Origin of the sequence: Thermosulfuriphilus ammonigenes, assembly GCF_011207455.1 — a bacterium.
In the GTDB taxonomy this organism is placed as follows: Bacteria; Desulfobacterota; Thermodesulfobacteria; order Thermodesulfobacteriales; family ST65; genus Thermosulfuriphilus; species Thermosulfuriphilus ammonigenes.
Genome location: NZ_CP048877.1, coordinates 2,175,028 through 2,188,545, shown reverse-complemented (window position 1 = coordinate 2,188,545; position 13,518 = coordinate 2,175,028). Strand labels below are relative to the sequence as shown.

At 50.8% G+C, this 13,518-nt stretch carries 13 protein-coding genes; 6 read left to right on the top strand and 7 right to left on the bottom strand.

The features are described from left to right. Window positions 1-14 precede the first annotated feature (14 nt). From G4V39_RS10690 to G4V39_RS10675, 4 genes are all read left to right on the top strand, one after another. Window positions 15-578 (top strand): cytochrome c3 family protein, encoded by a 564-nt coding sequence (locus G4V39_RS10690; RefSeq protein WP_166032927.1) that lies wholly within the window; start codon window positions 15-17, stop codon window positions 576-578. A 25-nt stretch (window positions 579-603) separates the two neighbouring features. Beyond that, the gene (locus G4V39_RS10685; protein ID WP_166032926.1) at window positions 604-1,974 is read left to right on the top strand and encodes a multiheme c-type cytochrome; all 1,371 of its coding nucleotides are present in this window, start codon (window positions 604-606) and stop codon (window positions 1,972-1,974) included. 312 nt (window positions 1,975-2,286) lie between these two features. Then, a complete protein-coding gene (locus G4V39_RS10680) occupies window positions 2,287-3,690 on the top strand; it encodes an ATP-binding protein (protein ID WP_220126109.1) in 1,404 nt (467 codons plus the stop codon). Continuing rightward, window positions 3,683-4,393, top strand: a complete 711-nt coding sequence (locus tag G4V39_RS10675; protein ID WP_166032924.1) for a response regulator transcription factor — start codon at window positions 3,683-3,685, stop codon at window positions 4,391-4,393. Before G4V39_RS10680 ends, G4V39_RS10675 begins: the two co-directional genes overlap by 8 nt. Here the strand turns inward: G4V39_RS10675 and G4V39_RS10670 are convergent. The 6 genes from G4V39_RS10670 to G4V39_RS10645 are packed head-to-tail and all read right to left on the bottom strand — an operon-like array spanning window position 4,329 to window position 10,372. Beyond that, complete coding sequence (locus G4V39_RS10670) at window positions 4,329-5,174, bottom strand: 4Fe-4S binding protein (RefSeq protein WP_166032923.1); 846 nt, start codon at window positions 5,172-5,174, stop codon at window positions 4,329-4,331. The genes G4V39_RS10675 and G4V39_RS10670 overlap by 65 nt on opposite strands. Then, the gene (locus tag G4V39_RS10665; RefSeq protein ID WP_246169684.1) at window positions 5,168-5,707 is read right to left on the bottom strand and encodes a 4Fe-4S dicluster domain-containing protein; all 540 of its coding nucleotides are present in this window, start codon (window positions 5,705-5,707) and stop codon (window positions 5,168-5,170) included. Before G4V39_RS10665 ends, G4V39_RS10670 begins: the two co-directional genes overlap by 7 nt. A 28-nt stretch (window positions 5,708-5,735) precedes the next feature. Further along, window positions 5,736-6,029 carry a chaperone NapD gene (locus G4V39_RS10660; RefSeq protein ID WP_166032921.1) on the bottom strand — a complete coding sequence of 98 codons (294 nt, stop codon included), beginning with the start codon at window positions 6,027-6,029 and terminating at the stop codon, window positions 5,736-5,738. Between the two features lie 48 nt (window positions 6,030-6,077). Continuing rightward, window positions 6,078-8,477, bottom strand: a complete 2,400-nt coding sequence (locus tag G4V39_RS10655) for a molybdopterin oxidoreductase family protein (protein WP_166032920.1) — start codon at window positions 8,475-8,477, stop codon at window positions 6,078-6,080. 15 nt (window positions 8,478-8,492) lie between these two features. Next, window positions 8,493-8,867 (bottom strand): cytochrome c3 family protein, encoded by a 375-nt coding sequence (locus tag G4V39_RS10650; RefSeq protein ID WP_246169682.1) that lies wholly within the window; start codon window positions 8,865-8,867, stop codon window positions 8,493-8,495. A 53-nt stretch (window positions 8,868-8,920) separates the two neighbouring features. Beyond that, the gene (locus G4V39_RS10645) at window positions 8,921-10,372 is read right to left on the bottom strand and encodes an alginate export family protein (RefSeq protein WP_166032919.1); all 1,452 of its coding nucleotides are present in this window, start codon (window positions 10,370-10,372) and stop codon (window positions 8,921-8,923) included. Between the two features lie 182 nt (window positions 10,373-10,554). Here G4V39_RS10645 and G4V39_RS10640 point away from each other — a divergent pair, with 182 nt between their 5' ends. After that, window positions 10,555-11,409, top strand: coding sequence for a 50S ribosomal protein L11 methyltransferase (locus G4V39_RS10640; RefSeq protein ID WP_166032918.1), 855 nt, complete (start codon window positions 10,555-10,557; stop codon window positions 11,407-11,409). Continuing rightward, complete coding sequence (locus G4V39_RS10635; RefSeq protein ID WP_166032917.1) at window positions 11,406-12,815, top strand: hypothetical protein; 1,410 nt, start codon at window positions 11,406-11,408, stop codon at window positions 12,813-12,815. The genes G4V39_RS10640 and G4V39_RS10635 overlap by 4 nt, the downstream gene beginning before the upstream one ends. Here G4V39_RS10635 and G4V39_RS10630 read toward each other — a convergent pair. Beyond that, window positions 12,770-13,513, bottom strand: coding sequence for a purine nucleoside phosphorylase YfiH/LACC1 family protein (locus G4V39_RS10630; RefSeq protein WP_166032916.1), 744 nt, complete (start codon window positions 13,511-13,513; stop codon window positions 12,770-12,772). The two genes, G4V39_RS10635 and G4V39_RS10630, sit on opposite strands and share 46 nt — an antisense overlap. Window positions 13,514-13,518 lie beyond the last annotated feature (5 nt).

Here is a 13,518-nt window from a genome sequence, read left to right as displayed (position 1 = left end):
AGGCGGAGGACTGTATGGGTCACAATAGTAGCAGAGGGACCTTGGTAAAAGGTTTGATCATTGGCTTTATTGCCGCCCTGGTCTTCTCTTTTATTACTGCTGTCCAAGTCAAATCCACCGGTACGGTAAAGTTTTGCTCTTCCTGTCATGAGATGAAGATATTCCAAGAAACTTGGGCCGCCGGAGCTCACGGTCCTAATGATAAGGGGGTCATAAAGGCCAAGTGTGTAGACTGCCACCTCCCCCACGACGGCCTTTTTACCTACCTGGTGGCCAAGACCAAGTTTGGCATAAACGACTATGTAGCCCATGTCACCGGTCGTAAGGCCACCCTGGAGCACTGGCTCAAACACTGGGAACACAAAAAACCATACACCCATGAGGCCTATGAATCCGGCTGCCGTAAGTGTCACAAAGAGCTGGTGGCCCCGGGGATCCCTCTCAAGGCCTTCACCGCCCACCGGGCCTATGAATTGGGAGAAACCAATAAGACCTGTATCAATTGTCACCACACTGTGGGCCACGGAGACCTTCTTCTGGCCCTCAGGGAGGGGGTTTCCAAAGATAAATCTAAGTAAAAAATCTTGCTAAGGAGGGTTTCTTATGGATTGGTTGAAGAGATCAGGCTTTTTAGTCCTTTCGCTGGCCATTTTGCTGGGCCTCTCTGGTCCTTCCTGGGCAGCTAAGGGGAGTAAGGAGGGAGTTTATCCCAACCTCTCCAAGACAAAGGAGCTGGTTATCAAGAGGGGCTTCTCCCCGGAGGCCTTAAAATGTATCGAGTGTCATGCCAAAAAGACCCCGGGCATTGTCGAAGACTGGAAACAGGGGAGAATGGCCCACGCCGGGGTCTCCTGTTATGACTGCCATGTGGTTCCCAAGAGCTCTCCCATGGCCAGCCAGTGTGAAGGGGTTCGGGGGACTAACATCTACACCTCTCCTATGGTGTCCCCCAAGACCTGTGAGCGTTGCCATCCCACAGAGGTAGAGCAATTTAGCAAAAGCGGCCACGCCAAGCTTGCCAGTGCCCCGGTGGTAGAAAAGAAGAAGTTTCAGAAGCTTATGTATCACTACGAGGGCGGCCAGTTTATGGGCGTCTCTCCTGATGAGGATATCGTTTATGCCTCCCGGGCCACAGGATGTCAGATGTGTCACGGGACTAAGATCGAACTGGGGCCGGACAAAAAACCCATTAAGAATACCTGGCCTGGGGGAATTGGCCAGCGCTATCCAGATGGTGGTATCGGTAACTGCACCGTATGTCACACCAGACATCGTTTCAGTATCGCTGAGGCCAGAAAACCAGAGGCCTGCGCTTCCTGTCACCTAGGACCGGACCATCCAAACATCGAAATCTACTATGAGAGCAAACATGGACAAATCTTTCTCACCGAAGGGGAAAAATGGCGCTGGGATAGTGCTCCTGATGCCTGGGAGCCGGGTGATTATACAGCTCCCACCTGCGCCACCTGTCATATGAGCGGAATTGGTGAACTTAAGACCACCCATAATGTCAACGAACGGCTCAAGTGGGATCTGGTCCATCCTCGTAGCGTAGTAAGAAGTGGTGAACGGGGAGACGGCGAGAAGGGCCGCAAGTTAATGGAAAAGGTCTGCATCAATTGTCATAGCTCTACCCACACCAAGAACATCTTCAGCGCCCTGGATAAGGCTGTGGCCCTTTACAACCGCTATTATGATAATGCCCAGAAGATGATCAATGAGCTTAAGGCCAAGGGGCTCCTTAAAAAGGATCCCTGGAAGGATCCCATCTTGGAGCTTAATTACTATCTCTGGCACCATGCCGGACGCCGGGCCCGTCAGGGAGCGGCTATGAACGGTCCTGACTATGCCCATTGGCATGGCTTCTTCCAGATGTTCCAGATTTATAAAGACATGGAAGACATCTACAACTGGCGTATGAAGCACAATAAGATAGAAGAGTTGAGTCCGGTTATGGACACAGGACCGATGTAAAATCCCACAAGATTTGACAAAAAAACAGCGAGAGAGGGGGCTTAAAGCCCCCTCTTTCTTTTTTGAAGATTTTTTGGTCTGGGAGGGTCAAATTTCCGATTTATCTTCTAGGAGAAGATAAAATTGTCATCTTTAAAGAAGAGGTTTAGAAGACTTACCCGCCGGTAGGCCCAAGCTAAAGGGGTGGAATCCATGCCTTTTTTCTCTGTAAGTAAAAAAATCATCCTTTCTATCATTATCATTCTCGGTCTTCTGGGAGCCTTATTTTTTTTCTGGTTCGCCCTAGAAGAAGAAAGATTTCTGGTCCAGGAGATGAAAAATCAGGCCCAGGCCATTTACTACTACATCGACATGACTAGACAGTGGATATCCGGCCATGGCGGTATTTATGTCAAGAAAGAGAATCACTTTTTGCTTTTGACCCCTTCTCATTTCACAAAGGAAATCGCCACCTTTGCTCAGCACAAAATTCCCTACCAAATTCGGGTCGCTGTCATTAACGCTCAAAATCCCAATCACCGTCCAGATGAATTTGAAAAAGAGGCCATAAGGAGACTCCAAAATGGCCAGAAAGAGGTCTGGAAGATTATTAACGCTCCAGAACCGATCTTTAGATACGCTGCCCCTTTAAGGTTTTCCCAAGAGTGTCTCAGCTGTCACTCTGAGTTTAAAAACAACATCCAGGGATGTATCAGTATCGGCATTCCGGCCACTAACGCCTTTAAGGAATTCAGAAAAAAGAAGTTCTTTCTTGGTGTTTATATTGCATCTACTCTAGTAGTCGTATTGGCTGGACTAATCGTCGTAATCAGATTCTTTCTTTTGGATCCACTTGAGGACTTAATAGATGCCTTCCGGCGAGTGGAAGAAGGGGATCTGAAGACTAAAATCAGCCTTGAGCGAGGGCAAGAATGGAGGAGACTAGCTAAAAGCTTTAATAGAATGGTAGAAAAATTAGCCAGTCATCAAAAAGAGTTAGAGATAAAAATTCAAGAGGCCACTCAAGAATTAAAGTCTGCCTATGAAGAACTAAAAAGAATAGAACGCTACAAAAGCGAATTCTTTTCTAACATTACTCATGATTTGAAAACTCCTCTAACTTCTATTAAACTGGCCACCGAAATCTTGATGCGTAAAGATAAAAGAGATGATCCACAGCTTTTCATAATCCAAAAAAATGCAGAAAAACTAACAAGTATGATTAACAACTTACTAAATTACTCCAAGATAGAAAGTGGACGAATAAAACTTAATATAAAAAGAGAGGATTTAATAGAGTTACTGGATGATGTCATTTTCACTGTTCAACCTTTAGCCCAAGACAAAGGTGTCCGCCTTGAGCTAAAAGCCCCAGAGACTCCGGTAATGGTACCCTTTGACAAGGAGAGAATGTTTCAAGTATTTTTAAATTTGTTAGCCAATGCTGTTAAGTTCTCCCCGCGGGAAGCTTCTGTCGTCATCTCTGTAGACCAACGGCCTGATTCAGTAGTCGTTTCGGTAGAGGATTATGGTCCGGGAATCCCTGAGGAGGAATGGCCACGAATCTTTGAAAAGTTTTACCGGGGGTCAGAGACCAAATCAGATGGGATGGGACTGGGGTTGGCTATCTGCCGAGGCATTCTCCAGGCTCATGGAGGTGAAATCTGGATCTCGAAACCGAACCATGCGGGTATAATTTTCAATGTCAGACTTCCGTTGAGGAGTGACAATGAGTAAGCCGGAGATCTTAATTGTTGAGGACGAAAAAGACATTCTCTCTCTCCTTAAGGATCAGCTGGAACTTGATGACTTCAGGGTCTTTGGAGTCACCAGTGGCCTGGAGGCCTTGGAGTTTCTTGAAGAACACCACCCGGATCTCATAATCTTGGACCTCAACCTTCCAGATATCGATGGTCTTAAGGTCTGCCGACAAATCCGAGAGAAGACCCAAGTACCGATTATTATGGTCACGGCCCGAGACAGCCTTTCCGACAAGCTCCGAGGATTCGAAGCCGGAGCCGATGACTATCTCACCAAGCCCTTTGAGTATTTAGAGCTTTTAGTCCGTATTCGAGCCAGACTCAAAAGAACAGCCGACATTTCTCGAAAAGAAAGCCTTCAGTTTGGCCCTCTCAAAATCATCCCCTCCAAGCGTCAGGTTTATCTAAATGGCCGGCCGGTCAAACTGACCAAAAAGGAGTATGACCTTCTAGAGATCCTGGCCTCCCAACCGGGAGAGGTTCTCAGCCGCGATTTTATCCGGAGTCAACTATGGCCGGATAAGGAGATCTATCCTTGGAGCCGGGCCCTAGATGTCCATATTCAGCGCCTCCGCCAGAAGATAGAGCCAGATCCAGAACATCCTCGTTTTATCATTACTCACCCTGGGGTGGGGTATCGTTTTGAGCCCGGAGAAGAGGAGCCATCTCCCGCCACTTAAAGGAAAGGCTCTGATGAGGACAAGCCCCAAGACATTCCCCACAATTCCAGCAATAGGCAGACAAACCCTCGTCTTTACTTGCAGAAAGCCCTAAGGGGCAGGCCCGATCACAAAGCCCGCACTCCTTACAGGTATGAGAATCTCTGATAATAACCAGTCGCCGCCCACTACCAAGAAAGGCCAGTAAGGCCCCTAAAGGGCAAAAATAACGACAATAAAGACGGCGGGTAATCAGGTTTCCTAAAAGAACCAAGACCACAATCAGACCTTCAAGACCCAGGGTATGAAAGAAGACAGCCCTCATGACCTCGCGCCCCACCAACCCTGGAGGAGAAAGAAACACAAAAAGAGGGACACCAAGAATCATGGCTAAAAGGATCTCTACTATCAGAGAAAACCAAAAGACCCTCCGGGAGATAAGGAGATAATCCCGCCCTTTAGACCGCCCCCAAAGTCCTTTTAAGCGTTCAAAGGTCTCGGCAAGAAAGCTTATAGGACAAATCCAGCTGCAAAACACCCGCCCCAGAAATAAGGCCACCAACACGGGAATGAGCATGCCAATGAGCAGGGGAAGATACACCGTCTTGGAGACCAAAATGCTCTCCAAGCCTTCAAGGGGTGAGACAAACCACAATTTGCCAATTCCTAATGATTGATACCATCCTTGTATAAAATTGAAGTGCCAGTAGTAGTTGAGAAAGGGGTTGATTACTATCAAAAGGAAGGCTCCCAAAAGAACCAGGTAGCGCCAGCGTGTCAGAGGGAAATCTCTCTTTACCATTTTGTCGGCCTATAGGAGTAGGTTGGTTCGATATTGATAGCCTTAGGGGTTAAGGGGCAGCCGTGGGTGCAGAGACCACAGCCGGTACAATATCTCTCATCGACCACCGGACGCAGCTGATCCAGATGGATGGCCCGTTCTTTAAACGGGCAGACATTGTAACAGGTCCGGCATAGAGTCTGGCCCTGCCAAGTAATACAGGCCCGACGATTGATAACCGCCGTGCCCATACGTGTCTCCTCCTGCCTTATCCGCCGCAAAGTCCCCGTAGGACAGACTTGGACACACTTCATGCAAAGATAGCAGGGAACCCTCTCTACGAAGATGAGGGGGGTTCCAGCATGAACCCCATAATGAATATCAAGAACCACTATGGATCGATAGGGACATATCTCGGCACAGCGTCCACAACGGATACAGCGGCCGGGAAAATACTCCTCAGCGATGGCCCCCGGAGGACGCAGTCGATTGACCCCTACAGGAGAGGAGAGCGGCCCTTGAGCCTGAACCTCAAGGGGCCATAAGAACGCCAATCCTAGGCCTTTAAGAAAAAGGCGCCTTTTAAAATCGCCTTTTGGGCCCTGGAAGAGGTGGCTTAAGACGCCCCTTAAGAATTTGTTCAACTTCATCCTCACCGTGGAGATAGGCCAGGTTTACGGCCAGAACTTCGTCAAAGGCAGCAATCTCATCTACCAGTTGTTCCATGGCCTCAGAGGTCTCGGTCTCAAGAACCAGTATCAAGTATCCCCGGTCATCTTCGCCATAGACACTGGCCCCGGGAACGGAGGAAAGCTTTTTAAGAACCGAATCCTTGTCTTGGGGAAGACAGTTGACCACAAAACCACCGATGGGCATAAATCCCCCTTTTAAAGGGAAGGGCCTAAATGGCCCTCCCCTTCTTGACTAAACCTTAAGCTGAGCCAGATAGGGCTTAAGGGGCCTGGGACCGGAGACCCGCCTTATTCGACAGGCGCATATCTTGAATTCAGGCTCCTTGGAGCCTGGGTCAAAGGCGTCTTTAGTCACCTTGTTGATGAGTCGGTCCTCGTGTTGATCGTACCAATATACAAAGACCATCCCCTCCATGGGCCCCTCGTAGATCTTGGCCGGAAGGATATTATGCCCCCTACGGCTCTCTACCAAGACCATGTCTCCCGGACGGATTCCTAGACGTTTGGCATCCTTAGGGTTGATCTCTACATAGGCATAAGGGTTGGCCCGCATGAGTTCGATGATTCGGCCGGTCATGCTGGCTGTATGCCAGTGGTCAATCACCCGGCCAGTAGAGAGGAAGAAGGGATATTCAGAATCTGGTTCCTCAGCCGCCCCCTTGTAAGGCCGCAACCATATCCAAAGCTTCCGGTCAGGATGGGCCGGGCCGTAAAACTGATAGGGTTTGTTATCTTTTGCGTGTTCTTCAGCCAGCGGATCGATCCCCCGGACAAACTTCTTGTAGGTGCCGCCACGAAGAGCAAGTTCCTCGGTAGGGGCTGGCCATTGAACGCCATCAGGACGCTTCTTCAGGACCTCATAAGTGGCCCCGCGCAGGTCATTGTCTCTGCCGGCCGTAAGTTTCTGGGTATACTCATCCCAGATGGCCTTGGGTAGGTCATAACCTTCATCAAGCCCCAGGAAAGGTTCAACACACTTTTTGATTACCGGATCCCCAAGTTCCTGAGCCAACTTAAGGGCCCACTCCCGGGCAATCCAGACCTCAGGCTTGGCCTCTCCTGGCGGATCAAGGACCTTGACTGTCAGCTGAGATCGTCGCTCAGTGCAGCCAAAGACACCGGTCTTTTCAAAGTGAAAGGCCGTAGGCAGGATGAGATTGGCAAATTCGGTGGTCTTGGTCGGAAAGATATCAGAGACAATAATAAAAACATCTTCTCGAGCCAGGCCCTTTCGATACTTATCACAATTGGGAAGGCTTTGAGCCGGACTGGTGCAGTTGATCCAGATGGCCTTGATTTTACCCTCATTGAGGGCCGTAAACATAGCTATAGTGTGATAACCGGGTTTTTTAGGAATGCGTCCTTTAGGAACTCCCCAGAGTCTCTCTACCTCATGACGGAGGTGGTCTTTAACTACTGGCCTGTGGGCCGGGAGGATATGACACAGACCACCGGCCTCGCGCACCCCGCCGCAGGCATTGGGTTGCCCGGTAAGAGAAAAACTATCCGCCCCTGGCTTGCAGAGCTGACCGGTGAGGATATGCAGATTATGGATAAGATTGTTGGCCCAGACCCCCCGGATTCGCTGGTTAATTCCCATGGTCCACAGGCTCATAGTCCCCCGGGAGGTGGCAAACCATCGGGCTACCTGGCGAATCTTATCCGGGGTGATATTTCCCCCACATATCTGTGAGGCCCTCTCCGGGGTGTAATCGGCCAGAAAACGGCGATAGGTATCAAAATCGACCTCTTTTTTCTTCTTGCCTACCCGGAAGGTGGCATACTGTCGGATGAAATCCTCATCGTAGAGACCTTCCTCGATGATCACATAGGCCATGGCATTAAGAAGAGCTAAATCTGTTCCCGGACGAAACTGAAGGTGGATGTCTGCTATTCTAGAGGTGGGGGAAATCCTGGGATCAGCGTTGATAACCTTGACATCTTCAGGATGATCCAGCTTGCGACGCATAATCCGCCGGAAAAGCACAGGATGGGCCTCAGCCATGTTGCTACCAATGATAAAAAAGCAGAAGGCCTTCTCGATATCGGCATAAGAGCCAATGGGCTCATCGGCACCAAAGGAGGTAATGTAGCCGCCTACCGCACTGGCCATACAGAGCCGAGGGTTCCCCTCAACGTTGTTGGTCCGCAAGCCAGCGCGAAAGATTTTCTGGAAAAGATAGGTCTCCTCGGTCAGGGCCTGACCAGAACCATAATAGGCCACGGAGTTCGGTCCATGTTCCCTCACTGCCTGGGCAAACTTCTTAGCGGCAATATCCAGGGCCTCTTCCCAGGATATCTCCCGAAAAGATTCACTCTTGCGGGCCCGGTAAAGGGGTTTTTTAAGACGATCGGGGTGAAGCATGAGTTTGTAAAAAAGCATCCCCTTCATACAGACATAGCCAAGGTTGGTCTTTGACTCAGGAACCCCCCTTATGGCCACCGGTCGATCTCCCTTTAGCCCCAGCTCTACCCGACATCCGACGCCACAGAAACGGCAGGTCCCCCTGACCCAGCGGTCCGCATCAGCGGCCTCGGCCTCAGAGACCTCAAAAGGTAATTTGACTCCTACCAGAGAAGCGGCCGTAAGGGCGGCCGTCCTTTTGAGAAATTCTCTCCTTGAAAGGCCCATATGACACCTCCTTGATTACTTATGGACAGAAAACTTATGGGCAGGATGACACTGCCAGCAGGTCATGCCCGGGGGCATCTTCCGGAGCTGCTCCACATGACAGGTGGCACACTTGTCCATCTTGGGGACAACAGAAAAGTTTTCATAGGTTCCATGACACTGGAAACATTTGACGTTATCCAGTCCATGAACGGAGTTGTACCACTGTTCGTAGATCTCTGGAGTTACCTCCTGATGGCAGCTGGAGCAGGCGATAAGCTTCTCCTGCTCTGAGAGCTCCGGATGTTGGCTTGCCGGAGCCGGTGAGATCTCTCCCGTTGGCTGATTCTTAACCCCACAGGAGAGGAGAAAAAAAATACAGACCATGGCCAATAAGATCTCCTTCTTCACCGGGGACCTCCTTAAAAAATTATTTTAAGGCCCCATAAGGGGCCTTAAACCTCTTAGAAGGAGAAGACGACCTCGGCATAAAAGAAGTCCAGATCGTCATCCTGAGGGTAGTTATTCTCAACCACATCACCACCCCAGACATGTCCGTAGTAGAGATTCAAGCCCACAGAAAGAGGACCATAATGATAGAGATCCTTGATGAACACGGAAAGATCCCACATCGTGGCCAGGTCATCGTCTCCCCCAGAGCTCTTCTGGACATAACCGAAGAGATCTGGACGAGTGATACCCGAACCCATGTACCAAGAATCCTGATCTTCGGTCAGCCAGATCCTGTGGACATCACTCCGGACCACCACCTTCTGGTGAGGCTTAAGAATCACCTGACCAAAGACATAATTGGTATTCATAAGATTATAGAAGGGGGTAAAGGCATAAATTCTCAGGGTGGGAATCATCATGAAAAAGGTCTCGTGATCATTATCGTTGGGGTCATCGTCACCGGAGCCGTAAAAATAGCCCAGCCTAAACCAAGGCTGCCAGGGCAGATTTTTGAACTTATATCCCCCTTCGAGGGCCAGAGCATAGGCATTGTGGTCGTTATAAGAATAGACACCCCACTGATAGACGCCCCAGAAGAGAAGATCCACCGCCCCCGGTCCAACGTCTCGGGTATAGAGAAGGTGAGCTCCTAAGGAGTGGATCTCCGGGTCTTGAGAAAGCCCCCGGTCGTCATTGTAGTAGTAATAGAAAACCTGGGCATCAAGGCCCGGAATATAGGTATCTTTAAGGGTAGCTGCTACAGCCAGAATATCTACATCATGAACAGACTTACCATTGTATTCAGGATCATCCCGCCTGAGGTAAAAACCTCCGGCAGTGGGCTGAACACCGGTTATGGTAAGATTCCAGAGAGGCTGATCATAGACCACCTGAAAGCCGTCATAGGCCCGGCCTACCCTCGACCAGTCAAACGGACCAATAAGACGCTGAGAAATCCGTACCTTCTTCAGCCACTTAAGAGTGGCGTTTTGCGGAATAGTCTCAAGCCCGGAGCTGTAAAGGAAACGCCCGAGGCGGAGGCTAAGACCACTGACATGAGAACACTTAACCCTTAACCAGGCCTGAGAGAGGGCGGCATAGCCAATGTCTTGGGAATCTCCGGCGTTCTGGCCGAAGTAAAGCTGGCCAGTGCCAAACATGGCGTCATCCGGCAACCCAAAGAACTGGGTCCAGTGAAGCTGGGCGTAACCATCAACTCGGGAGGAGGAAAACCCGAAACCCAATCTCATCTTACTGGAAACAAAGGTATAGGAATCATCTCCGGTGCCATCATCAAAGGTGGACCAGCTCTCGGAGCGAATTTCCTCCCGAAAATCAATCTTCACCTTGGAGGGGGCATCGAGGATTAAGGCCATAGATAGCCCGGAGAAAGGAAAGACAAGTAGGGCTAAAACCATAATCAATAAGAAACGGATTCTTAAAGAAAACAAACAATCAACCATGGAGACCTCCTTTTGTAGAAAATTTCAGGCGGGGCCAGTCTAAATAGACAAACCCCGCCCAAAAACCGGGGGAGCTTCCAAAAATGGAAAATAACTTAATAGAGGTTAAATTTGCCGTTAAATTTGTAACAAATACGTAAAGCTGCCCCAAAAAATCTCAGGCCTTCCATACACATCTCTTCTTGTGGGAGGTCCTTTTTTTCATTATCTATACGGTGATGCTTCGGCGAGGTCATACCTGCTACCGGAAGCTTTACATCTATGGTTTCGGAAGCCTCCACCCAAAACTTCACCAGATAGATGATCCGGACTTCATCGGTTGTTGGGAGGAGGAAGACCAGGCTGTCCTTTTCTTCCATCAGCCTAAAGACGATTTGGTGACCGAACTCTCTAAAAGGTTGGGGTTAAGCCTGGAAGTCACGGGAGAGAGCGACTACCAAGATTGGGGGACAAGACGACGTCTAGCCCCCTTTCTGGTTGGCGGTAGATGGTTTGTTCCCTGTTGGCAAAACTGGAGCAGACCGGAGCCGACGATTCGCTATGATCCCAGTGTAGTTTTTGGTTCGGGAGCCCATCCGACCACCAGAATGTGCCTTGAGGCCCTGGCCCGGATCTGGGAGATGGCCCCTGTCTCCACTATGGCGGATCTGGGTTGCGGAGTGGGACTTATCTCTCTTTTGGCCGGTCACCTGGGGGCCGAAAAGGTCCTGGCTGTGGATCGCAACCCCCTCTGTGTCGAGGTCTGTCGGGCTAACGTAGAGAGAAACGCCCTTGGCAAACAAATCATGGTCAAATTAGCCGATGTTCTGGAGGCAGAACTACCCTGGCGGGACATCACCGTGGCCAACCTCTACCGGGGGCTGCTTCTTGAGCTCTTCAGGCGCCCCTGGTTCTGGAATGGCCGGTATTACATCCTCTCCGGCTTTGTCCCCTCCATGGAAGAAGAGATCAAAGAGGGTCTGAAGAAGGCCGGCTGCAAGATCCTCTGGCGCGAGCAACAAGAGGGCTGGGTCCTCCTGGTAGGAGAAAAAAAGTGATCCGGTGCCTTCTCTTTCTCTGGTTCCTCATCTGGTTGGCCCCCTTAAACCAGGCTCTGGCCCAGAAGACCTGTCAGGATTGTCATCCCTATCGCCTTGATCCGGCCCATCAATTCAGCTGTCAAAAATGCCATAAAGGTCTCTCTCCGGCCTCAGGGGCAGAAGAGGCCCATCAAGGCCTTAAAAGTGAACCGGCCCTTGACGAAGATGGAGGAGCCGGTGTCTGTATCTCTTGCCACAGGGAGGCCTCCCTCTCGGCCATCACTACCAAACACTACCACCTCACCGATGAGGTTAATCTGGTCCGTCAGGCCTTCGGACTTTCGCCCCTGGCTTCAGCCCTTGAAATCCCCAGGCCAGTAAAGATCAGGCACCTTGAGGATCTGGTAAATGATCTTCTTCGACGACGATGTCTCCGTTGCCATGTCTATGATCCCGGAGACACCTATCCTGAGACCACCCATGGTACAGGATGTGCCGCCTGTCACCTGACCTATGGCGATGGTAAGTTAATTGACCACCGCTTTACCAGTCAGATTCCTGATCGGACCTGTCTTCATTGCCACTATGGCAACTTTGTGGGCTGGGATTACTACGGCCGCTTTGACCATGATTACCCTGCTCCTTTTCGCTCTCCACTTAAGGAAGGCCTTCCCCCTGAGCGCCCCTATGGGGTGGAATATTTTCAGCTAAGCCCCGATGTTCACCAGGAGGCCGGCATGGCCTGTATTGATTGCCACCGGGCCTCCTTAATGGGGCGTGGTCAAGACCCTTCCTGTCTTGATTGTCATGGAGAAAGGCCCCAGGCCCCGGGGGTAGTAGTCGAAGGCGGCCGTCTGGTTCTGGTCACCTCTGCCGGCCACAGGCTCTCTCTTCCCCGCATGGAGGCCCGCCCCTCCCACAGAGAAGAAATTCTATCCCAAAGCCGCTGTTCTGTCTGTCATGCCCGATTTACCTTCTGGGATGAAGGGACCTATCTCGTCCGTCTGGACTCCATAGACTATGAAGACTGGAGTGAACTTCTCGTCCAGGGGTCAAGTGAGGTCGAGGAACTAATTATCCAAGGATTGACCTCTCCGGAGCCTCCGCCTCCTTATATGCAGGACAAATTTAATCACAAGTTTTATCTAGGCCTATGGCTTAAGGGCTTTAAGAAACGACGCTGGGAAGAGATGGCCATTGTAGAAGACAAAAATGGACGCCTTTCTCTGGCCCGGCCCCTGCTCAAAATTTATCTTAGCTATCTCACTCGAGATGAAGAGCTCCTCTTTGATAATCTTCCCGCCAAAAGTGGCGGGCTTCTACCATATAGCCCTCACAGTATCGGACAGGCTGACGCCTTCCGGAGCCTCAAGGTCATTCAACGCATAAAGGCCAAGGTTCCAAAGCGTCCGGTAAGGCCCTGACGCCGAAAGGAATAGAACTCCGGATGGCAGACCGTACAGAGCCCGGAAACGAAGATGTTCTCCATGGGAAGGCCCTGACGGAGGAGTTGCTCTCTGGCTACGGCCCAAAGATCCACATAGAGGGGCCTTGGGCTGTGGCGCCAGAAACTTTCCGGCAGCCGTTTCCTTTCGCGAAACTCTCCACAGCAGGGGCCGAGAGAAGGGGCAATAAAGGCCAATAATCGGCGGGGGCAGGCACCAAAGCGCCGCTTCATGAGCGAAAGGGTCCGGGCAATAAGGCCGGCCCGTAACCCTCGCCAACCACAGTGAAGGTTGGCCAAAACCGGAACCTTCTCATCATAAAGGACCACCGCCTGGCAGTCGGCCTGCCGAATAAGAAGGCCCAATCCAGGAGAGGTGGTGATCAGACCATCGGCCTCCGGTTCCTTAAGGCCCGCAGACTCCACGCAGACCACCCGATTGCCATGAACCTGGCGGAGCCCTTGAATAGCTGAGACCCCGGCAACCTCCTTAAGGAGAGACAAGTTTTCCCTTACCCGGCAGGGATCATCGCCCACAGAATAGCTAAGATTAAGGCCTTCATAAGGTCCTTTGCTTGCCCCGCCAAATCGGGTAGAGACCAAGATCTCAAGGTCCGGCGCCAGATGCGTCCGGTAAAGGAGAAGGGGGCCCCTTTTTTCCAGCACGAGACTGAACATAGGGC